The 22,122-nt window shown below is 47.0% G+C and carries 20 protein-coding genes; all 20 read left to right on the top strand.

From position 1 onward, the window contains the following. Positions 1–59 precede the first annotated feature (59 nt). The 20 genes from B5M13_RS00675 (at position 60) to B5M13_RS00580 (ending at position 22,048) form a co-directional block, all read left to right on the top strand. Positions 60–1,835, top strand: coding sequence for a tetratricopeptide repeat protein (locus B5M13_RS00675; protein WP_080053831.1), 1,776 nt, complete (start codon positions 60–62; stop codon positions 1,833–1,835). Between the two features lie 171 nt (positions 1,836–2,006). After that, a complete protein-coding gene (locus tag B5M13_RS00670; protein WP_080053830.1) occupies positions 2,007–2,588 on the top strand; it encodes an adenylate kinase in 582 nt (193 codons plus the stop codon). 8 nt (positions 2,589–2,596) lie between these two features. Continuing rightward, positions 2,597–3,604, top strand: coding sequence for a GTPase ObgE (obgE, locus tag B5M13_RS00665; protein ID WP_080053829.1), 1,008 nt, complete (start codon positions 2,597–2,599; stop codon positions 3,602–3,604). A gap of 51 nt (positions 3,605–3,655) precedes the next feature. Next, positions 3,656–6,631 (top strand): T9SS type A sorting domain-containing protein, encoded by a 2,976-nt coding sequence (locus tag B5M13_RS00660; RefSeq protein WP_080059742.1) that lies wholly within the window; start codon positions 3,656–3,658, stop codon positions 6,629–6,631. A gap of 228 nt (positions 6,632–6,859) precedes the next feature. After that, positions 6,860–9,007 (top strand): sialate O-acetylesterase, encoded by a 2,148-nt coding sequence (locus B5M13_RS00655; protein WP_080053828.1) that lies wholly within the window; start codon positions 6,860–6,862, stop codon positions 9,005–9,007. A gap of 208 nt (positions 9,008–9,215) precedes the next feature. Continuing rightward, a complete protein-coding gene (locus B5M13_RS00650) occupies positions 9,216–9,587 on the top strand; it encodes an NADH-quinone oxidoreductase subunit A (protein WP_080053827.1) in 372 nt (123 codons plus the stop codon). 81 nt (positions 9,588–9,668) lie between these two features. Next, positions 9,669–10,214, top strand: a complete 546-nt coding sequence (locus B5M13_RS00645; protein WP_020596472.1) for an NADH-quinone oxidoreductase subunit B — start codon at positions 9,669–9,671, stop codon at positions 10,212–10,214. Between the two features lie 89 nt (positions 10,215–10,303). Next, on the top strand, positions 10,304–10,804 hold the full coding sequence (locus B5M13_RS00640) for an NADH-quinone oxidoreductase subunit C (RefSeq protein ID WP_080053826.1): 501 nt from the start codon (positions 10,304–10,306) through the stop codon (positions 10,802–10,804). An 86-nt stretch (positions 10,805–10,890) separates the two neighbouring features. After that, positions 10,891–12,123 carry an NADH dehydrogenase (quinone) subunit D gene (gene nuoD / locus B5M13_RS00635; protein ID WP_080053825.1) on the top strand — a complete coding sequence of 411 codons (1,233 nt, stop codon included), beginning with the start codon at positions 10,891–10,893 and terminating at the stop codon, positions 12,121–12,123. Positions 12,124–12,125: 2 nt separating this feature from the next. Further along, entirely contained in the window at positions 12,126–12,323 is a 198-nt protein-coding gene (locus B5M13_RS00630; protein ID WP_245859645.1) for a type II toxin-antitoxin system HicA family toxin, read from the top strand. Further along, positions 12,320–12,535 carry a type II toxin-antitoxin system HicB family antitoxin gene (locus B5M13_RS00625; protein WP_080053824.1) on the top strand — a complete coding sequence of 72 codons (216 nt, stop codon included), beginning with the start codon at positions 12,320–12,322 and terminating at the stop codon, positions 12,533–12,535. Before B5M13_RS00630 ends, B5M13_RS00625 begins: the two co-directional genes overlap by 4 nt. 4 nt (positions 12,536–12,539) lie before the next feature. Beyond that, complete coding sequence (locus tag B5M13_RS00620) at positions 12,540–13,043, top strand: NADH-quinone oxidoreductase subunit NuoE family protein (RefSeq protein ID WP_080053823.1); 504 nt, start codon at positions 12,540–12,542, stop codon at positions 13,041–13,043. 7 nt (positions 13,044–13,050) lie between these two features. Beyond that, entirely contained in the window at positions 13,051–14,391 is a 1,341-nt protein-coding gene (nuoF, locus tag B5M13_RS00615; RefSeq protein ID WP_080053822.1) for an NADH-quinone oxidoreductase subunit NuoF, read from the top strand. A gap of 24 nt (positions 14,392–14,415) precedes the next feature. Then, on the top strand, positions 14,416–15,939 hold the full coding sequence (locus B5M13_RS00610) for a hypothetical protein (protein ID WP_080053821.1): 1,524 nt from the start codon (positions 14,416–14,418) through the stop codon (positions 15,937–15,939). Between the two features lie 43 nt (positions 15,940–15,982). Next, positions 15,983–17,074 carry a 2Fe-2S iron-sulfur cluster-binding protein gene (locus B5M13_RS00605; RefSeq protein WP_080053820.1) on the top strand — a complete coding sequence of 364 codons (1,092 nt, stop codon included), beginning with the start codon at positions 15,983–15,985 and terminating at the stop codon, positions 17,072–17,074. A gap of 89 nt (positions 17,075–17,163) precedes the next feature. Then, positions 17,164–18,333 (top strand): NADH-quinone oxidoreductase subunit NuoH, encoded by a 1,170-nt coding sequence (nuoH, locus tag B5M13_RS00600; RefSeq protein ID WP_080053819.1) that lies wholly within the window; start codon positions 17,164–17,166, stop codon positions 18,331–18,333. Positions 18,334–18,402: 69 nt separating this feature from the next. Beyond that, on the top strand, positions 18,403–18,969 hold the full coding sequence (locus B5M13_RS00595; RefSeq protein ID WP_020596463.1) for a NuoI/complex I 23 kDa subunit family protein: 567 nt from the start codon (positions 18,403–18,405) through the stop codon (positions 18,967–18,969). A gap of 114 nt (positions 18,970–19,083) precedes the next feature. Continuing rightward, complete coding sequence (locus B5M13_RS00590; protein ID WP_080053818.1) at positions 19,084–19,638, top strand: NADH-quinone oxidoreductase subunit J family protein; 555 nt, start codon at positions 19,084–19,086, stop codon at positions 19,636–19,638. A 136-nt stretch (positions 19,639–19,774) separates the two neighbouring features. Beyond that, positions 19,775–20,638, top strand: a complete 864-nt coding sequence (locus B5M13_RS00585) for an alpha/beta hydrolase family esterase (protein ID WP_080053817.1) — start codon at positions 19,775–19,777, stop codon at positions 20,636–20,638. Between the two features lie 231 nt (positions 20,639–20,869). Continuing rightward, positions 20,870–22,048 carry an acetyl-CoA C-acyltransferase gene (locus B5M13_RS00580; protein ID WP_080053816.1) on the top strand — a complete coding sequence of 393 codons (1,179 nt, stop codon included), beginning with the start codon at positions 20,870–20,872 and terminating at the stop codon, positions 22,046–22,048. Positions 22,049–22,122: the final 74 nt, after the last annotated feature.

Here is a 22,122-nt window from a genome sequence, read left to right as displayed (position 1 = left end):
TTTTGCTATTTGTTTTATAAGCATAAGCGCAAACCTTTTTCATTTCCAATTTGAAATCCATGATGAACAACCGAAAGCAGTCGCTATTGACCATCCTGTTCGTTGGGGCTACCATAACGACTCCTTTAGTGGCGCAGGATCTCCAATCAGCGTTGAAGGACATAGAGGCTGATCGTTATACAAAAGCCGAGCAAACGCTAACTAAATTAGCCAGCAGTTCGCCAAACGCTGAAAATCAGTTTTACCTTGGCTACTACTATCTGAGAAGCGGTCAAACTGACAAAGCGAAAGCCGCTTTTGAAAAAGGCGCTGCCGCTGATGCCAAAAATCAATTAAACAACATCGGTTTAGCGGGTGTAGCGCTCTCAAAAGGCGACGGCCCAGCTGCTAAAACATTGATCGACAATGCTGTTGCGGCAACGAAAAGCAAGGACCAGAATGTACTGATTCGCGGTGGCGAAATGTACACGCTATTCGAAGATCCGAAGAAAAATAATCCGGCCGAAGCGATTCGTTTACTCACAATTGCTGACGAAAAGGACAAGAAAAACGAAAATTCGGAGATCGAAATGCTTCTTGGTGATGCATACTTCCTGAAAAACGATGGTGGTAATGCGATTACCAAGTATGAAAATGCGATGACTATTACGCCAAACCTGGCTGAAGCGAACTATAAAATAGGCCGGTTATACCTGCGTGGTAAAAATTATACCAAAGCTCAGGAATATTTCAAACTGGCGATCCAGAACGACCCTGAGTTTGCGCCAACCTATCTGGCTTATGCCGATGCATTAGCTAACTCACGGGCTTACAAGAGTGCTGCTCAAAACTATGAACTGTATGTTCAGAAAAGCGGTACTACCGACCCCGAACAACTGCTGGATATAGCTCGGTATAAATTTCTGGCGGAAGATTATCAGGGCGCAATCACTTACCTGGATCAATTGAAAGGAAAAATCAATAACCCAATCATTGACCGGATGTACGGTTGGGCTTACACAGCTTTGGGAAAAAACCAGGAAGCCATTGAATCATTGAACCGCTTTATCAATGCCGCCCCTCAAAAGGTAATGGCTGATGATTACAAATTCCTTGGTCGTGCATACAATCAGACAAATACCCCAGAAGGTGATTCGTTGGCTATTGTAAATTTGGAGAAAGCTGCTCCGATGGACACAACGGAGAATCTGTATCGTGAAATTGCTAAGACGTTCTACGATAACAAAAAGTATGACAAAGCAGCCGCTTATTACACAAAAACCATCCAGACCGATAAGAAACCTCAGAACAATGACTATCTGTGGTTAGGTTTGGCAAGCTATCAATATGCTCCTCGTGTAGGTCGCGATAGTACCGCTGCTCCAATGGATACTGCCCAGATTCGTCAGATAAAACAAATGTATTATCTGAAAGCAGATTCAGCCTTCTCAATCATGGCGCAGAAGATTGAAGCAGACGGCAAAAAATATCCTTTGGCTTATTACTATCGTGCAGGCGCAAACTATTATGCCTATACAAACGATAAGCTGAAAGGGGCTGAATTAGCAACTCCTCTCTACGAAAAATTCATTGAGCAGGCTACGACTCCTGACTCAACTGATAAAACTGATTACAAGCGTTATCTGATTACTTCATATAAGTCGCTGGCAGGGTTTAGCTTACTGAAAAAGGATGATGGGAAAGCCAAAGAATATTTCAATAAAGTGCTTGAGCTTGATCCGAACGATGAAAGCGTGAAAAAAGCACTTGAAGATCCGAAACCAGCAGCGCCCGCAGCACCAGCAAAGGCTGCTCCAAAAGCTGCTCCTGTGAAGAAGAAAGTTGCCGGTAAATAAGCAGATTTTAGAGAATACAATAAAAAAGCGTAGGTTTGAAACCTGCGCTTTTTTATTTTGCTAGTAGAAAAGCATGACTATCAAGGAATATCGCTATTATTTTTCCGGGGCTATTGTAACTTTGCGGGCGCAATTTTTTTGTCTAAAAACGACACCCCTTTAAGAAGCCGTATGCTTAATCTTGTACTGTTTGGCCCGCCGGGAGCAGGGAAAGGTACCCAAAGCGAAAAGTTAATTCAAAAATACAATCTGGTTCACTTGTCTACAGGCGATTTGCTACGATCGCAAATTGCTGCGGGTACCGAGCTTGGCCTCAGAGCCAAACAATTAATGGATAACGGCTTATTGGTTCCCGATGAAGTCGTAATTGGGATGATTGAGAGTAAATTGCAGGAAAATCAAGCGGCTCCTGGGTTTATTTTCGATGGGTTTCCACGAACTGTCAACCAGGCCATTGCCCTTGATCAACTGCTAGATCAGCATCAAACCCGGATCACGGTCATGGTTGCCCTGGTTGTTGACAGTGAAGAATTGACCCGACGCCTTTTATTACGCGGGCAAACTTCGGGCCGCCCCGACGACCAGAACGAAGAGCTGATTCGTCGGCGTGTTAAAGAGTATAACGACAAAACAGCTCCCGTGGCTGACTATTATAATCAACAGGAAAAATACGTAGCCATCGACGGCATCGGTAGTATTGAAGATATTTTTCAAACTATCTGTCAAAAAATTGAAGAGTCGGTTGTGCGGTAGAAAGATTTATGGCTTCGTCAAATTTTATTGATTACGTTAAAATAAATTGTCGGTCAGGTGCTGGCGGAGCGGGATCAGTCCACTTTCGTCGGGAAAAGCACACCCCCAAAGGCGGACCTGATGGTGGAGATGGTGGACGAGGAGGGCATATTATTTTACGTGGTAATGCACAACTCTGGACGTTGCTGCACCTGAAATACCGGAAGCATGTTAAAGCAGGCAACGGGGTAGCGGGTGAAGGTGGCCGACGAAGTGGAGCACAGGGAGAAGATGTCATCCTAGAAGTACCCCTGGGTACTATTGCCCGAAATCCTGATTCAGGAGAACAACTGGCGGAAATCACTGAAGATCAACAGGAGATTATTTTGTTTCCGGGCGGCCGTGGCGGCCTGGGAAATGATCATTATAAAACATCGACTCAGCAGGCACCCTACTACGCTCAACCGGGTGAGCCGGGTATGGATGAATGGGTTATCCTGGAATTGAAATTATTGGCCGATGTCGGTCTGGTTGGATTCCCGAATGCTGGAAAATCCACTTTATTATCGGTCTTGTCTGCAGCACGCCCCGAAATTGCCGACTATCCCTTTACAACCCTCGTACCCAATCTGGGAGTCGTAGCTTATCGAGACTTCAAGTCATTCGTTATGGCCGACATTCCAGGGATTATTGAAGGTGCTTCACAGGGCAAGGGGCTTGGTCTACGATTTTTACGCCATATCGAACGGAACTCAGTCTTATTGTTTCTCATTCCGGCTACCTCTGACGATATACGGAAAGAATATAATACGCTGCTCCATGAACTGCGCGAGTTCAATCCAGAATTGATGGATAAAACACGCCTGCTCGCCATTACTAAAATGGATTTAGTCGATGATGACACGTTAGCGGGTTTAAAGGAGTATTTACCTAAGAAAGTACCAGTCGCATTTATTTCATCGGTAAGCCAACGTGGGCTTGAGGAGTTAAAAGATATCATCTGGCAAAATCTGACGGCCGTTGACCCAAGCACGTAGATGGGGAAAAAGTCAGCGCATACGCCTTGACTGGTCGCATTTTCAATGATTATGAACCATTTTTTCAGGACGCTCGGTACAACAGTCTGTTTACTCTTATCTTTTCTGGCAACAGCACAGATTCAGGTGTCTTTCCCCGTGAGCCGGGCTGTTTTTCAACGTAATCAGTCAAATGAAGCAACTTTTCGAATTACAGGCTATTATACATCAGCAGTAACCCGCATAGAAGCTCGTATACAAGCACGCGACGGTCAGGGTACGTCAACTGATTGGGCTGCTATTCAGAATAATCCTACAGGGGGCGTCTTTGCAGGCGATTTGAAAGGAAAAGGCGGTTGGTATAATCTTGAGGTGCGTGGTATGAATAATGACCAGCAGGTTGGGAATGTAACCACCATTGAGCGAGTAGGTATTGGCGAGGTATTTGTCGTAGCGGGGCAATCCAATGCACAGGGCGTTCATCAAAGTGCGCCAAACCCTCAAAATGACCGGGTAAATTGTGTAAATTACCAGTATCCAGGAGACGGCTTTCCAAATGACCCTCCAACTCCCGTTTTTTCCATGCTGGACAATACGGACGGATTTTCGATTGCACCTCGAGGGGTAGGAAGTTGGTGCTGGGGCTTGTTAGGCGATCTATTGGTAAAGCGACTCAACGTTCCTATCATGTTCTTCAACGGCGCTTTCACAGGAACGGCTGTTCGGAACTGGCGGGAAAGTGCACCCGAAGGAGGAGTAGCTTACAGCGTGTACAGCGGAGCCCCCTATAGTCCACGCCAACCTTATATCAACTTAAAACTGGCTCTCCAGTATTACGCCAACATGCTGGGTGTGCGTGCTGTACTATGGCATCAGGGCGAAGCAGATAATTTGATCAATACCAGCGCAAACTCCTACGCCAACGACTTACAGTTTGTGATTAATCAGGCTCGTCAGGATTATGGTCAGAACATGTCCTGGATGGTTGCCAGAGCTAGCTACGGTGATTTTATAGGGGGTACAGACCAACAAATCATTGCTGGGCAGAACCAGGTCATAAGTACCGTATCTAATGTATTTGCAGGCCCTAATACCGACGGTATCCAAGTACCGCGTACACGACCGCCTTTAAATGATCCCGACGGCGTTCACTTCGATTATAACGGCCTTGTTGAGGTTGCTGGCGCCTGGAATGGCAGCTTAACCGATGCCTTTTTTCAAACCTCAACGCCAATTAGCCCTGCTTTGGCACCAACCGTCAGTGTAGAATGTGCTGGCAGCAATAACCTGAAATTGACGGTTGCCGGAAACTATCCAACCGTACAATGGGAATCGGGTGAGTCGGGGAGTTCAATCACAAAAGGAGCTGGAACTTACCGGGCTAAAGTTAAAGATTCGAAAGGTAACACATTTTATACGGGCCAAATCAGAGTCTCTGATGCCCCTGTTGCCTTGGTCGTTGGCAATCGTCCTCCTTCGGTATGTATAGGCAGTAGCCTTTCCCTAACAAGTAACTATGATAATGTTACCTGGATCAATCAGCAAAATAATACCACGGTAAGTACCTCCCGAGGATTTTCTACGACTACAGCGGGTATCTATTTTGTACGTTACCGAGATATAAGTGGTTGTGACTTTACCTCAAATACCCTCAATGTGACAGTTAATCCATTACCTGCCACGCCAACAATCACCAACGAAAAGTCAACGACCTTCTGCCAGGGAGATAATACAACGCTCCGTGCCAGTAGTGATAACGTACAGTATAACTGGAGCGACGGTCAAAATGGTAAAGTAGCCACTATTGGATCGTCTGGCTTCTACTTTCTGACAGTTACTGATCAAAACGGCTGTACATCTGCCCAATCGAATACCATCGTTGTCACGGCAAACCCTGTACCAGCCAAGCCCGTTATTTCGGCCAATGGACCGACTATTTTTTGTGCGGATCGTAACGTAACCCTAACAGCTCCCCAGAACGTAGCCTACCAGTGGACCAGTGGTCAGACCTCACAGAGCATCACCCTGAACCAGTCGGGCAACTTTGCGGTTCGTACCCGCAACGAGTTTGGCTGTACGTCCGAGGAGTCTGACCAAGTGATTATTAAAGTAAATCCATTGCCCCAAACACCTACTGTGTCGGCTGCGGGTATAACAACCTTTTGCGAAGGAAACCGGGTTACTCTAAACGCGGCCAGTGCCGTAGGCGTAGTCTGGTCGAGTGGCCAAACGGATAAATCAATTGTGGTCACCACGTCTGGCAATTATGCTGTACAGGCCCGGGACGAAAATAATTGTCTGTCGCCCTACTCATCGGTTATTCCTGTAAAAGTAAACCCACTGCCAGCTACTCCAACCATTGTAGCCAACCCATCATCGACCATATGCGAGGGAGATAAAGTTACCTTACGCGTAGATGGACAGTATACGGTTTTCTGGAGCACGGGCGATTCGACGCAGAGCATTACCCGAACTACTGAGGGGACTTATTCAGCTAAAATTCGGGATGTGAATGGCTGTGTGTCAGCCCAGGCAGGCTCAACAACTGTTGAATTAAGACCTTTGCCTCCAGCCCCAACAATCAATGTAGCTGGTACATATACATTACAAGCCATCAGTTCAACAAATGGCACCATATTTCGCTGGCGTCGTGACAACGACTCTCTGGCCGTACAGACCTCCAGCATAAAAGCGAGTGAATCAGGCACGTACACTGCTCGTGCATCGATCGTTTATTCTGGAACGCTGACCTGCTTCTCCCAGCCATCGGCCCCACTAACCTTTACGATTGACCCGAATGACAAAGGATTAAGTGTGTACCCAAATCCAAATCCTGACAAAATCTTAACGATTGAAACAAAAGAGAACCTAACGAATGCTACGCTTACCATTTACACGCTCACGGGGCAGGTAGTATTGAAGACAGCGGTACCAACGTTTGATGATCGAAAACAACTCACTTTAACAGCAATGCCGTCGGGTTCTTATATTCTTCGGGTTCAATCGCCGGGTTTCGACGTTTCAAAGCGAATAATCCTCGGATTGTAATATTAATTTGGTTTTAACCGTTTAATCATAGTTGCTAACCTTAATTTTGCATTTTATTGGGAAATCGCACTGATCCAGTTATTCGGAGACTGGTATCTAGAGCGGTCTGATTTTTGCATGTCTTTTTGTTACTGATTATTTTATGCAGTAACAGTATACAAGTTATTGAAAGATAAAATGAGCAATCGTTATTTATTAGTACATGGTTTAGTATGTTGCCTTACGTGGATGAGTACGTGGGTATCCGCTCAAAGTACCAACTCTATCATAAAAATTACTTATCCGGTTACGCGGGCTATTTTCCAACGTGCGAATGATAACACCTGTACGTTTTATCTTTCAGGAAGTATATACCAGCCCGTCGACAGTGTTCAGGCTCGCGTTCAGGAAGAGGTGGCTGGGCAAGGATTAGGTACGAACTGGGTTACTATACAAAAGAATCCACAGGGTGGTATTTTCCAGGGTTCTTTAAAAGCAAAAGGTGGCTGGTATCGGCTGGAAGTTCAGGCATTTGCCGGTGGCAATGTAATAGGCAGTGATGTTGTTCGGAAAATAGGAGTTGGCGAAGTATTCATTATAACGGGACAGTCCAACGCACAAGGTTTCATCACAAGGGCTGGCTTAAATTATGGCGCAACGGCCGCCAATGATGACCGGGTCAATTGCCTGGCGTACGATAATATCGCCAAAAATTCACTCGCTGATCCACCAGCCCCCGCCTTCCAGCAATTAACAGCAACGGCCATTATCGGCCCTCGAGGTCAGAGTGCCTGGTGCTGGGGCTATCTTGGCGATCTGTTGGTGAAGCAGTATAATGTTCCGGTACTCTTTATCAATACGGCCTGGGAAGCAACGACGATTCAAAACTGGACCGAAAGTGCCGATGGCAAAATCACTAAACAGATATTTGCCCTAGGTACGCCTGATGAAAACTTTCCAGTAGGCATGCCCTATGGCAATTTGCTTGTATCCTTACGCTATTATAGCTCACTGCTTGGCCTACGTGCCGTATTGTGGCAGCAGGGTGAATTCGACAACTTCCCATTACATACTCCTCGTAAAGAGTATGCTACTGCCATGCAGTATCTGGTCAATAAGACCCGTGCCGACATCCAGAATTATCCAGCCTGGGTTCTGGCCCGGTCGTCGTACAGCAACAATTCGGTAAGCCAGGATGTTATCCAGGCTCAAAACGATGTGATCAACACCTACGCCAATAACGTATTTGCAGGCCCTTTTACGGATAATATCCAGATTCCCCGCTTCGACGACGTTCACTTCGGGAACCGTACAACTAATAATCCAGGCGACAAAGGGCTTATTGATCTGGGTCAAGCCTGGTACGAAAGCCTAAACACCGCCTTTTTTGCAAGTTCACTACCGCTGCCTCCACTGCTCCAACCAGCTATTAATGTCACCTGTGGCACTTCGGGCAACGCTTTAACACTCACCTTGCCAAACGCTTATAAATCGTATACCTGGAATACAGGGCAGACGACACAAAGTATTACCGTTAGTCAGCCGGGCACTTATCAGGCTACATTGAAAGATGGAGGTGGACGAACCTATTTATCGCCAATTCTTGACGTACAAAGTCCTATTCAGCCATCAGCACCCACTATTTCTCTGGCTAGCCAGCCTGGAAAAGTAGTTGATACACAACAACAAATCTGTGCTGATTCGTCGGCAGTCTTTCTTGCGAATACGAGTGCCAACAGCACAGGTATATGGAGTGCAAGCGGCACAACATCGATTGGTAAAACCATTACACTGAGTAAAGCCGGAACCTACACGTTACAGGCACAGAGTGTATACGGCTGTAAGTCCAGCCAGACAGCGAGTATCAATCTAACGGTTCGGCCCAAAGTCCCTGTACCGAGTATTGAGCAAGTAGGCCCTTACAGCTTACAGGCGGTACTACCTACACCTACCGGCGGGCAACCTGATTTATTCGATTGGCGACGTAACAATACAGAAGTGCTTCCTAAAAACGATGCCGTAATTAAAGTAGTGGTATCGGCCAATTATTCAGCGCGAACAAAAACTACGTTTGCACTGGCTAACGGGAATAATCTGACCTGTTATTCAACCTTCAGTGCGCCTAAACCGTTCACATTCGACCGTTCTAACGGAGGACTGGTTATTTACCCTAATCCGTCAGTTGATGGGACAGTAGCTATTGAAACCCTGGAAGATTTAAAAAATGCCGATATTGACGTATTTACGTTAACGGGTCAAAAAATCTATTCAAGCCAGATTCCACTACTTGACCAACGGAAGGTAGTCGATTTATCAGGACTGGCACAGGGAGTTTATCTCATTCGCGTTCATTCGAACGGGTTCGACCTATCCAAACGCGTCATCATCAATCGATAAACCAAATCAGTAGTCATTTTGCAAAAGCCTTTTCTGTTCGAAAAGGCTTTTGGCTTTTTATCCAATTGATCAAAGCAATCGGTAATTGATTAAACAAGTCGTGTATCGTATATTTGATGTATATTTGACGCAAAGGCTACGATGAGCTTATTCACGTGAGTTTATTCGTTTTATCGCTACCTTTGCCCGTTCTTCGCAACCTACGTCTATGAATGCAACCTATGTTCCGGCCGATTATTTGCCGGTGCTGATTCAACTCGGTTTAGCACTGGGATTCATCGTAACGACGATGATCGTTACCCACGCAATCGGTCCTAAACGCCACAGTCAGAAAAAAGACGATCCATTTGAGTGTGGTATTCCTGTTCAGGGCGACGCTCGTACACCCATTTCCATCAAATATTTCCTGATTGCTATCCTCTTCGTCCTGTTCGATGTAGAGGTGATCTTTTTATATCCCTGGGCCGTTAATTTTAAAGGCTTAGGCATGGCCGGTTTTATTGAGATGGTGCTGTTTATGGGGCTCTTGCTGGCTGGCTTTTACTACATCATTCGCAAGGGTGTGTTGAAGTGGGAATAAGCCCCAACAAATGAATTTTACAGCATATTTATTCGTTGTTATAGTAACCAACTACAACCGCAACGGCGGATCGTGTTTTTCATGGCAACTGACATTAAGCTGGCTGAAGCCCCTGCAAGTTATGACGGACCAGGTTTTTCGGCTACTTCATTCGATAAAATTATAGGCCTGGCCCGCGCTAATTCGCTTTGGCCACTGCCCTTTGCCACCTCCTGCTGTGGTATTGAGTTTATGTCGACGATGGCTTCTCATTACGATTTAGGTCGTTTTGGGGCCGAACGTCCGAGTTTTTCACCCCGGCAGGCCGACATGCTGCTGGTAGCGGGAACTATCGCGAAAAAGATGGCCCCCGTTGTCAAACAGGTCTACCTGCAAATGGCCGAGCCTCGCTGGGTCATTGCCATTGGTGCCTGTGCGTCGAGCGGTGGTATTTTCGACACCTACAGCGTCCTGCAGGGTATCGACCGGATTATCCCTGTCGATGTATACGTGCCTGGTTGCCCACCTCGCCCTGAGCAAATTCTGGAAGGTGTGTTGCAGGTTCAGGAGCTTGCCAAAAACGAATCGCTCCGTCGGCGAAATACCGAAGAATACCAGAAGTTACTGAATTCGTATAGCATTCAATAAGTACAGGATGAGTGAATAGATGAGCTGGTAATTGCTAAGACGCCCTCTCCCCTATTCACTCATTTGCTTTCACTCATTCACTTTTGCCAATGCTGACCAACGAGGAAGTTGCGCAGAACATCATCAACCAATTCGGCGAAGCCGTTTCCGACTTCGATGACCCGTATAACCTGCTGACGTTTTCGACCAGCCGTGAGCAGATTATTCCACTTGTCTCATTTCTGAAGTCGCACTCTACCTATCAGTTCGGGTTTTTGACCGATATTACGGCTGTTCATTACCCTGATTCGGCCGGTAAGGAATTTTGCGTCGTCTATCACTTACATAGCCTAATCAATAACTTCCGGCTACGTATAAAAGTGTACCTTGCCGCCGACGATGTCCATATTCCGACGATGACAAGCCTGTTTGCCAGTGCCAACTGGATGGAGCGTGAAACGTTTGATCTGTTCGGGATTATTTTCGACGGCCATCCCGATTTACGCCGGATTTTGAACATGGAAGAGATGGACTACTTTCCAATGCGGAAAGAGTACCCACTCGAAGACAGCACCCGGCAGGATAAAATAGATGCATTGTTTGGACGATAAATAATGGCGAAAGAACGAAAGAGTGAAAGAGCGAAAATCCATACGCCAGCCACTCTTTCGCTCTTTCACTCTTTCGCTCTTTAATTATGGTTTCTGAAGAACTCGATATAGCTAATAAAAACTTACCTGCCGAACAAGGACCGGTTCAGTACGTCAACGAATTGACCACATTGAACCTCGGTCCTACTCACCCGGCTACACACGGTATTTTTCAGAACGTTCTGCAAATGGACGGAGAGAAAATCGTATCGGGCGAGCAAACCATCGGCTATATCCACCGGGCGTTCGAGAAGATTGCCGAACGACGCCCTTTTTACCAGATTACGACCCTTACCGACCGGATGAACTACTGTTCGTCGCCCATTAACAACATGGGCTGGCATATGACGGTCGAAAAATTGCTAGGGATTGACATACCCAAGCGGGCTCAGTACATTCGGGTCATTATGATGGAGTTAGCTCGCCTGGCCGACCACCTCATTTGCAACGGTATTCTTGGTGTTGATACGGGTGCGTTTACCGGCTTCCTGTACATCTATCAGGAGCGCGAAAACATCTACGAAATCTACGAAGAAGTCTGCGGTGCCCGGTTGACGACGAACATGGGGCGTATCGGTGGCATGGAGCGGGACTTGTCCCCTACAGCTATCCGTAAGATCAAAGAATTAATTCCACGCTTCCGCAAAGTACTGACCGAGTTTGAAAACCTCTTCAACCGCAACCGGATTTTCATGGATCGGGTGATTGGTGTTGGTGGTATATCAGCCGAACGGGCGTTGAGTTATGGATTTACCGGCCCAAACCTACGTGCCGCCGGTGTCGATTATGACGTTCGGGTTATGAATCCCTACTCGTCGTATGAGGATTTCGAATTCGACATCCCCATCGGTCAAAGTGGCGATACATACGACCGCTTTATGGTTCGAAATGCCGAAATGTGGCAGAGTTTGCGAATCATCGAGCAGGCTATCAATAACCTGCCAGAAGGTTCCTACTATGCCGACGCTCCACAGTACTACCTGCCTCCGAAGCAGGAAGTGTACAAAAACATGGAAGCCCTGATCTATCACTTCAAAATTGTGATGGGTGAGATCGATGCACCAGTTGGTGAGGTGTACCACGCAGTTGAAGGAGGCAATGGCGAGTTGGGCTTTTACCTGATCAGTGATGGCGGACGAGCTCCGTATCGTCTGCACTTCCGTCGGCCCTGTTTTATCTATTACCAGGCTTATCCGGAAATGTGTAAAGGGCTGACTCTATCCGATGCCATTGTGATCATGAGTAGTATGAACGTGATTGCCGGGGAGTTAGACGCCTAGGTATGGCCATAAAGTTCCGCGAAGTTGTGCGTATAATTGAGGACGATGGCTGGTATCAGGTCAGGCATCGAGGAAGTCATCGTCAATTTAAGCATAAAACAAAAACGGGCCTAGTAACCATCGCTTATCATAGCTTAAACGACGATGTTCCTGTTGGAACGCTAAATAGTATTTATAAACAGGCTCAGATTGATCGATGAAAAAGTATTTGGTCATATTTGAAAAGACGCCATCCGGGTATGGAGCTTATGTGCCGGATTTACCTGGCTGTGTAGCCACTGCGCCGACCAAAGAGGAAGTCGAACGCTTGATTTATGAAGGAATTCAATTTCATATAGAAGGTTTAGAACTAGAAGGGCATCCTATTCCAACTGCGAATTCAGAAGCCGAAACAATGGTTTTTGCCTATTAAATGTATGACAACAGAAACAAACCATTCTGCTATACAATTTACGCCCGACCGTCTGGAACGGGCGAAGGAAATAATTTCCCGTTACCCGGAAGGTAAACAGAAATCCGCTTTACTTCCACTATTGCATCTGTTACAGGAACAGGAAGGGTGGACAAGTGTTGAAGGGATGGACTACGTGGCCCGTATGCTCGACCTCCAGCCGATCGAGGTATATGAAGTGGCTACGTTTTACACCATGTTTCACCTTAACCCGGTCGGTAAGCACGTCATCGAATACTGCCGAACAGGCCCTTGCTGCCTGATGGGCGGGGAAGAAGTGTATGCACATCTGAAAACGCGCCTGGGCATTGATGCAGGGCAAACAACGGTCGATGGCCGGTTCACGCTGAAAGAAGTGGAGTGTTTGGCCGCCTGCGGAATGGGTCCCGTTTTCCAGATTCGGGAAAAATACTACATGAACCTGACCAACGAGCGTGTAGACGAAATCATTGACGAACTGTCGAAATAATCCACTCATGGCAACTAAAATATTAACCGAGCATATTAACGTCCCAGGCATCGAGACGTTCGATGTTTATCGGAAACAGGGCGGGTATACGGCTGTTGAAAAGGCCCTCAAAACCATGACACCCGATGCCATTGTTGAAGAGGTAAAAAAAGCAGGTGTTCGTGGCCGGGGTGGCGCAGGCTTCCCGATGGGCATGAAATGGAGCTTCCTGGCTAAGCCCGAAGGAGTTCCCCGCTATCTAGTCTGTAATGCCGATGAATCGGAGCCGGGCACCTTTAAAGATCACTACTTGATGAAGAACATCCCTCATTTACTCATTGAGGGCATGATTATTTCGTCGTACGCTTTGGGGGCTAATAAGTCATTCATCTACGTACGGGGCGAATTGATGTACGTCATCCATATCCTCGAAAAAGCTATTGCCGAAGCCAAAGCCAAAGGCTTCCTGGGCAAAAACATTCTGGGTAGTGGCTACGATCTTGAGTTGGTTGTTCAGCCCGGGGGCGGTGCCTACATTTGTGGTGAAGAAACGGCCTTGCTCGAATCGCTGGAAGGTAAACGAGGCAATCCTCGGAATAAACCGCCGTTCCCCGCTGTTAAAGGCCTTTATCAGTGCCCAACGGTGGTTAACAATGTAGAATCCATCGCCACTACCTCCTGGATCGTTAACAACGGTGGGGATGCCTATGCAGCCATCGGCATTGGCCGTAGTACGGGAACAAAGTTGATTTCGGCATCGGGGCACATCAATAAACCGGGTGTTTACGAAATCGAACTGGGAGTCCCTGTCGAAGATTTCATCTTTGCCGATGAATGGTGTGGCGGTATCCGGCCGGGGCATAAATTCAAAGCCTTAGTAGCAGGAGGCTCATCAGTACCCATTTTGCCAGCCAACCTGGCCTTGACGCTGGCCAACGGCGAGAAACGCTTAATGTCCTACGAGTCCCTGTCGGACGGCGGGTTTGCTACAGGAACCATGCTTGGATCAGGTGGTTTCATCGTGTTTGACGAAACGTCCTGTATTGTTCGGAATACGTGGAACTTCTCCCGGTTCTATCACCACGAATCCTGTGGCCAGTGCAGCCCCTGTCGGGAAGGAACAGGCTGGATGGAAAAAGTACTGCATCGCATCGAATACGGTCACGGTCATCAACAGGACATTGATCTGCTGGTCGATGTGGCTAAAAAGATTGAAGGAAATACGATTTGTCCGCTTGGCGATGCTGCTGCCTGGCCAGTAGCCAGTGCGATCCGGCATTTCCGCGACGAATTTCAGTGGCATATCGACCACCCCTCCGAAGCAACCCAGCCAGGTGCCGTATATCGGGGTGAGATGGCTCTGATTTAATGCAATCCACATTACTCTGTCATTATGCCGCTTTTTCTAGTCAGCGTATATAACCTTCTGAAAGCCCAGACCTGGTTACTTACGCTGATTTTTTGTCTGGTCTGTACGGTTGTTATCTTTTTTGTGAAGGTAAAATTCGCTACGAGCTATTTGCCCGATATTTCGGGTTCAGAACGGAGTACAACGTATGGCATTCAGTTAGTGGCCGACGGTCGCCCTTTGTATTATAACCCGGAAGTTCCGCCTTTCTGGGTTACCCAATACGCCCCCCTTTATTATCGGCTCGTCGGAACCCTTTACAAGCTAATCGGCTGGGACCCGACGCAGGTATTTCGAATTCAGTTATTGAGTCGAATGGTATCATTTGCGCTGGTGATGGTGTCGATGCTGGCGGTTTTTGCCACGGGTATGCGCCAATTGAGACTTCAGCTGTTACAGAATATAGTCCTTTGCTGTCTCGTCTTTGGTGTTTTACAACATTGGCATTTGACAAATTCCCGAGTCGATAGCTTACTCTTTCTTTGCACAACAGGTTTGCTCTATTGCGCGCTGGAAGGACTTAAGAGGCCAACGATCTGGAATGGGTATTGGATAAGTGCAGCGTTGCTCGCCGTTATTGCTTTTTTCGTGAAGCAAAGTGGTATGATACACATCGCCGTAATCCTGGGGTTTCTCTTCATTATGGCTCAGTGGCGCGTTCTGATTCGTACAATAGGGATCATGGCAGCGCTATTCCTGGTCCTGACATTGCTGTGCGATGAAGGGCATATGGGCATTTTCTTTCAGAATCTGTTCATCAGTGTCACCTTACCGCTTTCACCGGGCTGGTTTTATGGGTACACGTTTCGCTACCTGATTCCGGCAGCCAGTCTTCTGATTGCAGTGACATGGCTTATCAGTCTTAAATGGCTGTTTACGAGCCTGTATGTTCGGCAACAGTTTCTTAGCCTGGCAGCAATGTTCTTTTTTGGGTTCGCTACAGTAACCGCTTTTAAACATGGTGCTGCTGTGGGCTATTATCATGAGTTCGCGTATACAGGCTTACTCATAATATTTTGGTATTTTTGTGGTGAAATAAAGCTCCCGCATACGGGCAGCTTAGGTCGCTATCTGTTTCCGGCAATGCTCTGCATGACAATGCTCTATTTTGCCAGCCAACAGCTAGACAATCATCTGAATACGGACTATGGGTATTATGCCCGGCAGTATCGGGATGAAATGCTCGTAAAATCGTTTGTTGAGCCTCAACTAGGCAAACAGGATTATGTGGTAGCGCTCATGGGTGATAATTACCGTGGATGGCTGCTTCAGCAAATGCTGTTTCGGCACCAGTTGGCCTATACCGATGACATTATCCGGTTTCTGTATATTGGCAAAAAACACGATTTTAGCCAGTTCGAAAAGCTGGTAAAGCAAGGTTCTATTAAATTTATTATTGCGCCTAAAAAGCAACCACTTTATTATTTCGCTTTTGAGTATACATTCAATCCAAAAGATTATGTGCTCCAGAAAGAAATAAGTGGCTATCAGATTTTTAAGCATATTTAATACCGCATCGAATGTGGTAGATTTGTCAACTTAGCAAACGATTATGGCTGAACAGGAAATAAAGCCGCAATTACTGAAAGTCACAATAGACGGGATTGAGGTCGAAGTAGAGCCAGGCACTACCATTTTGCAGGCTGCTCGTAAAATTGGTCCGGCAGTAGCTCCACCGGCTATGTGCTACTATCAGCCCCTGAAAGGCAGTGGTGGCAAGTGCCGGGCATGTCTGGTTCGGGTAGCGGCCGGGTCGGCCAAAGACCCTCGTCCCATGCCTAAACTGGTTGCCTCCTGCCTGACAACCGTGCAGGATGGCATGATAGTCGAAAATGAAACCAGCCCGCAGGTAGTAGAAGCCCGCAAAGGGGTTGTTGAGTTTTTGTTGCTGAATCACCCACTCGATTGCCCCGTATGTGACCAGGCTGGTGAGTGTGATTTGCAAAATTTTGCGTTTGATCATGGCCGTGAGACCACCCGGTATGAAGAAGATCGGCGGACTTTTGAGAAGCGTGATATTGGTCCGTACATCCAGTTACACATGACACGCTGCATCCTTTGCTACCGTTGCGTGTTTACGGCCGATCAGATTACGAACAAACGGGTGCATGGTGTAATGGGTCGTGGCGATGCTGCCGAAATTAGTACCTACATTGAAAAAGCCATCGATAACGATTTCTCAGGAAATGTAATTGATGTTTGCCCAGTTGGTGCATTGACCGATAAAACCTACCGATTCAAAAACCGCGTTTGGTTCACTAAACCAGTTGATGCACACCGTGATTGTCCAACCTGCTCAGGAAAGGTAACGCTCTGGTATCGGGGAGAGGATGTGATTCGGGTAACAGCCCGGAAAAACGAGTGGAACGAGGTAACTGAATTCATCTGCAATACCTGCCGCTTCGATAAGAAGAAAACCAGCGACTGGACCATTGAAGGGCCTACGAAAATTTCGCGGAGTTCGGTTATCTCGGCTAATAAATACCGACGTGATGAAATAAAACCATCCTTCGGTCAACGATTGGCAGCGGCCGAGTACAAGTCAATCCATGATGAGCGTGATACATCGCAACTCAATATTCAGCAATTACCACCTGAGCGATTTGCAAAAGTACTCCCATCAGCGCTGGAACCAGAACCTTAATCAGTTAAAAACGTTTATCGTCTTCTGTCTGTAGTTGACAAAAGCAACGCTGATGTAAACAGAAGACGGTAAACAGAAAACAGAAAAAAATGGAATTACCCGTATTAATCGTAAAGGGCCTGATTATCCTGGTTATTTTCGGGATAACGCTCCTGATTGCGACTTATTCTACCTATGCTGAGCGGAAGGTAGCCGCATTCCTTCAAGATCGTATCGGCCCAAACCGTGCAGGCCCCTGGGGCCTATTGCAACCCATCGCCGACGCCGGTAAAATGTTCTTCAAAGAAGATTTTATCCCATCTCAGGCCAGCAAGTGGTTATTTATTCTTGGTCCCTGTCTGGCTATGCTTACCGCGCTGATGTCAAGTGCTGTAATTCCATTTAGCGACAGTATTCGGTTTGCCTGGGATAAGATCAATTACGAGATACCCGTTCAGGGAATCGAAATCAACATTGGCGTTTTATACATTTTCGGCGTAGTATCGCTGGGGGTGTATGGCATTATGGTCGGTGGCTGGGCGTCGAACAACAAATTCTCGTTGCTGGGCGCTATCCGGGCAGCTTCGCAGAACATCAGCTACGAAATTGCCCTTGGTTTATCGCTGATTACTATTCTTATGATGACGGGCTCACTATCGCTTCGGGCCATCATCAACGAACAGGCTACATTTTTCGAATGGAACATTTTCACTCAGCCACTCGGCTTCGTTATTTTCCTGACCTGCGCCTTTGCTGAGTGTAACCGAACCCCGTTCGATTTGCCCGAGTGCGAAACTGAACTGGTAGGTGGGTATCATACCGAGTATAGCTCCATGAAACTGGGATTCTACCTGTTTGCGGAGTATATCAATATGTTCGTTTCGTCGGCATTTATCTCAGCACTTTACTTTGGCGGATTCCACTATCCCTTTATGAGTCTGGTCAATGAAGCCCTGGAAAATTCACTGGGTGCCGTAACTGGCCACAACATCGCCACGCTTATTTGTTTTGTTGTTTTCTTCGCCAAGATTTTCTTCTTCATTTTCTTTTTCATGTGGGTTCGGTGGACATTACCTCGTTTCCGCTACGATCAGTTGATGAACTTAGGCTGGAAAACCTTTATTCCACTATCAATCCTCAACGTTGTTATTACTGGTGCAGGATTGCTATACGATTTTAAATACGCAACCTGGTTAATCGCTATTGTTATGATTGTATTGGCAATCATGTCAACAAGTCGGGCGCCGAAGCGTGAAACCATTGCACAGGGAACCGTGTAAGTTAATTTGTTTTTGAATCAGGGGCTGTTAAACAACACACCGTGATCCAAAACCCGAAAACTGAAAAGCATGCAGTTAACAAATCGCTCTAAACAGGTCAGTAATAAAGAGATGACCCTGGCGGAGAAAATGTACTTACCCGCCGTTGTGGGTGGGTTGGCGATTACCCTTCGCCACTTTTTCCGCAAAAAGGTCACGATCCAGTACCCGGAAGTGAAGCGCTATCTGGGGCCTATTTATCGTGGCCATCACGTACTGAAGCGCGATGAACAAGGCCGTGAGCGCTGTACAGCCTGTGGTCTTTGTGCCGTAGCCTGTCCGGCCGAAGCGATCTCGATGGTAGCCGCCGAGCGCAAAAAAGGGGAAGAAAATCTGTACCGTGAAGAAAAATATGCTGCCGTATATGAAATCAATATGCTGCGCTGCATCTTCTGCGGATTATGTGAAGAAGCGTGTCCTAAACAGGCCGTTTACCTTCGTCACGACCGTATGGTACCTGTTTTCCAGGAACGGGATGAAGTTATCTATGGCAAGGATCGGCTGGTTGAAAAAATGGATGATCGCTATATCCGGGTGAACAATTCGGAAGTAAAAGCAACACCAACCGAACCCAGTTTAACCCGGGCCGCCACCTAGTAACTTTAGCCTTCAGTAGTCATCTATCGTCATTCGGTTGTCATTGATTGTCAATAACCACGTTCCAATAAATGACCTCAATGACTACCAAATGACCATTAATGATTTCTAATTATGACTGAAACTTTAGACTTCTTTAAAAATCTCACGCCCACCGGCTATCTGTTTCTGGCCTTAACTGCCATTACACTTTTTAGCGCTATTGGCGTTGTTACGGCCCGAAACCCTATCTATAGTGTATTGGCGCTGATTGCTACGTTCTTCTGCCTGTCGGGCCACTATGTATTGCTGAACGCCCAGTTTCTGGCGGCTGTCAACATCATCGTTTATGCGGGTGCGATCATGGTTTTGTTCCTGTTTACGATCATGTTTCTGAACCTTCGGAAGGAGGATGAAGAGTCGAAAACCAATCTGACAAAAATGGCTTCGGTAATCGTCGGTGGATTGCTGATGGTTATGCTGATTACCATTTTCCGGGCTAAGAGCGCTCAGATTCCAACGGTTAATCAGATGTCTTTTGATTCAAAAACGGGATTGGTAGAAAACCTGGGGCGGTTGCTATACAATGATTACATCCTGCCTTTCGAACTGGCTTCTGTTCTGTTCCTGGTGGCTATGGTTGGTGCGGTGATGCTGGGCAAACGCGAAGCAGGCGACCGGCATTTCTGACCGCACAGGCGGCCCTGCAGGATTTATACGATTTACCTGGTTTCTTAGCCGCTCCCAAGAGCGGCTTTTTTTATGGCTAACAACTCAATGATAAGAAATAGTCCGATCGTCTCTTTATACACTAAACACAAATGGCATGGTACGTATAACATTTTTCTTAGTTATAATCAGCATACAGGTTACGCTCGCCCAAAAACAGGTACAAACAGATTCTGTATTGATCGAAGGGCACTATCGGACTTTTCATTTCTTAAAGGCCTCCAAACCCGGCGCTATGCTCATTTTTGTCCTTCATGGTTCAGGCGGTGATGGTCTGGGAAATCGAAAAGGAGCCGCCAAGCTGGAAGCGAAGCAGGATGCAGAAAATCTATTAATCGTTTACCCTGACGGGTATAAACGCTATTGGAACGAATGTCGAAAAACGGCCCAGACCCTGGCCAATAAAGAAGACATCAATGAGAATGCCTTTTTTGAGGCTATGATCCAATATTTTGATAAAAAATACCAGATCAACCCAAAGCAGGTTTTTGCCGTAGGTACATCCGGCGGTGGTCACATGGCTTACAAACTCGCCTTGACCATGCCCGAACGATTACGAGCAATTACCGCTTTGATCGCCAATTTACCTGATACCAATAATATCGATTGCGTTGAAAAGCGCATGGCAATCCCTGTTATGATCGTTAACGGCACCATCGACACGGTTAATCCATACGAAGGTGGTGAAGTAATAACGGGCGGTATTAGCCTGGGATTGGTTCGCTCTACCGAACGGACGTTCCATTATTGGGCTGATCTGGCTGGCTATACGGGCTCACCGAATAAAGAACTCCTACCTGATAACGACCCTAACGACCACAAAACGATCGAGCGGTACACCTATAAAGCCAAGGACAAACCAGAAGTCACACTCCTTAAAGTTATTGGCGGTAAGCATGACTATCCGAACGATATCAATGTCTATCTGGAAGCACTCGCCTTTTTCAAGCGACAATTGTAGGTGATAGATAATGACTAATGCACAATGGACAATGGATATTGGGCCCCGAATGCGTGCCCTACATTATTCATTGTCCATTGTGCATTAGTCATTATCCCACAACTGGCTTTTTGTGGTTTGCCAGAAAAATAGTATGCTTGCATAATAATTTATTAGACGCTGTAATGATTCCAACCGAAAAGTGGTTATTACAGTAATGTTTCTGCTAAGCCAGTAATCAATAGAACGTATATGGATGCATACATTGTAGCCGGATACCGCACGGCAGTGGGAAAAGCGCCACGCGGAGGTCTCCGTTTCACCCGCCCCGATGATATGGCGGCTGAAGTAATCAAGCATTTAATTAGCCAGGTACCCAATCTTGACCCAGCCAGGGTGGAAGACCTGATCGTGGGAAATGCTGTTCCCGAAGCAGAACAGGGAATGCAGATTGCCCGATACATTGCTCTACTGTCGCTGCCCCAAAGCGTTCCTGGAATGACCATCAATCGCTATTGCGGATCTGGCCTGGAAGCTATTGCCATTGCTTCAGCCAAAATTCACGCGGGTCTTGCCGATTGCATCATTGCGGGTGGCACCGAATCGATGTCGCTGGTACCAGTGATGGGTTGGAAAACGGCATTGAACTACGAAATTGCCAAAGCGCACCCTGACTACTATATCGGTATGGGACTCACCGCTGAACAGGTAGCCCAACAGTTTAACATCAGCCGTGACGCGCAGGACGAATTTGCTCTTGAGTCGCATATGAAAGCGTTGGCCGCCCAGAAAGACGGGAAGTTTACTGACGAAATCGTTCCAATAAAAGTCGCCGAAACCTACTTCGATGCCGAGAGTGGTAAGAAAAAAAACCGCGAATGGACGGTTGCGCAGGACGAAGGTCCCCGTAAAGACACCAGTGCCGAAGGCTTGGCGAAGCTAAAGCCTGTATTTGCCGCTGGTGGTTCAGTAACAGCCGGAAACTCCTCACAGACATCAGATGGAGCGGCTTTTGTGATCGTCATGTCGGAAAAGCTGGTGAATGAACTTAATCTGAAGCCGATTGCCCGGATGGTATCGTATGCTACGGCAGGGGTTGAGCCTAAAATCATGGGGATTGGCCCGGTAGCGGCTATTCCCATCGCCCTCAAAAAAGCGGGTTTGAAGCAGGACGATATTGAGCAGATAGAACTGAACGAAGCCTTTGCCGCCCAGGCCCTAGCCGTTGTTCAGGAGCTTGGCCTTGACCGAAGCAAAATCAACCCCAACGGAGGGGCTATTGCCTTGGGCCATGCCCTTGGCTCGACGGGTGCCCGCCTGTCGGTTCAATTACTGAATGAGATGCGTCGTCGTGACCAGAAATACGGGATGGTATCTGCCTGCGTAGGGGGTGGTCAGGGTGTTGCCGGTATCTTCGAACGACTGAACTAAGGTACGTTTAACTTCCCGAAAATTGCGCACTTTCGGGAAGTTTCATAAATCTGATTTACCAATTACCCTTACAC

This window comes from Spirosoma aerolatum (assembly GCF_002056795.1).
Taxonomy (GTDB): Bacteria; Bacteroidota; Bacteroidia; order Cytophagales; family Spirosomataceae; genus Spirosoma; species Spirosoma aerolatum.
Note: the sequence above shows the minus strand (reverse complement) of the source record. Positions and strands in the feature narration are given on the sequence as shown.

Bases quoted from the DNA above. Each gene is read 5' to 3' on its own strand.
- B5M13_RS00675 (WP_080053831.1), top strand. From the start codon at position 60: ATGATGAACAACCGAAAGCAGTCGCTATTGACCATCCTGTTCGTTGGG.
- B5M13_RS00670 (WP_080053830.1), top strand. From the start codon at position 2,007: ATGCTTAATCTTGTACTGTTTGGCCCGCCGGGAGCAGGGAAAGGTACC.
- obgE (WP_080053829.1), top strand. From the start codon at position 2,597: ATGGCTTCGTCAAATTTTATTGATTACGTTAAAATAAATTGTCGGTCA.
- B5M13_RS00660 (WP_080059742.1), top strand. From the start codon at position 3,656: ATGAACCATTTTTTCAGGACGCTCGGTACAACAGTCTGTTTACTCTTA.
- B5M13_RS00655 (WP_080053828.1), top strand. From the start codon at position 6,860: ATGAGTACGTGGGTATCCGCTCAAAGTACCAACTCTATCATAAAAATT.
- B5M13_RS00650 (WP_080053827.1), top strand. From the start codon at position 9,216: ATGAATGCAACCTATGTTCCGGCCGATTATTTGCCGGTGCTGATTCAA.
- B5M13_RS00645 (WP_020596472.1), top strand. From the start codon at position 9,669: ATGGCAACTGACATTAAGCTGGCTGAAGCCCCTGCAAGTTATGACGGA.
- B5M13_RS00640 (WP_080053826.1), top strand. From the start codon at position 10,304: ATGCTGACCAACGAGGAAGTTGCGCAGAACATCATCAACCAATTCGGC.
- nuoD (WP_080053825.1), top strand. From the start codon at position 10,891: ATGGTTTCTGAAGAACTCGATATAGCTAATAAAAACTTACCTGCCGAA.
- B5M13_RS00630 (WP_245859645.1), top strand. From the start codon at position 12,126: ATGGCCATAAAGTTCCGCGAAGTTGTGCGTATAATTGAGGACGATGGC.
- B5M13_RS00625 (WP_080053824.1), top strand. From the start codon at position 12,320: ATGAAAAAGTATTTGGTCATATTTGAAAAGACGCCATCCGGGTATGGA.
- B5M13_RS00620 (WP_080053823.1), top strand. From the start codon at position 12,540: ATGACAACAGAAACAAACCATTCTGCTATACAATTTACGCCCGACCGT.
- nuoF (WP_080053822.1), top strand. From the start codon at position 13,051: ATGGCAACTAAAATATTAACCGAGCATATTAACGTCCCAGGCATCGAG.
- B5M13_RS00610 (WP_080053821.1), top strand. From the start codon at position 14,416: ATGCCGCTTTTTCTAGTCAGCGTATATAACCTTCTGAAAGCCCAGACC.
- B5M13_RS00605 (WP_080053820.1), top strand. From the start codon at position 15,983: ATGGCTGAACAGGAAATAAAGCCGCAATTACTGAAAGTCACAATAGAC.
- nuoH (WP_080053819.1), top strand. From the start codon at position 17,164: ATGGAATTACCCGTATTAATCGTAAAGGGCCTGATTATCCTGGTTATT.
- B5M13_RS00595 (WP_020596463.1), top strand. From the start codon at position 18,403: ATGCAGTTAACAAATCGCTCTAAACAGGTCAGTAATAAAGAGATGACC.
- B5M13_RS00590 (WP_080053818.1), top strand. From the start codon at position 19,084: ATGACTGAAACTTTAGACTTCTTTAAAAATCTCACGCCCACCGGCTAT.
- B5M13_RS00585 (WP_080053817.1), top strand. From the start codon at position 19,775: ATGGTACGTATAACATTTTTCTTAGTTATAATCAGCATACAGGTTACG.
- B5M13_RS00580 (WP_080053816.1), top strand. From the start codon at position 20,870: ATGGATGCATACATTGTAGCCGGATACCGCACGGCAGTGGGAAAAGCG.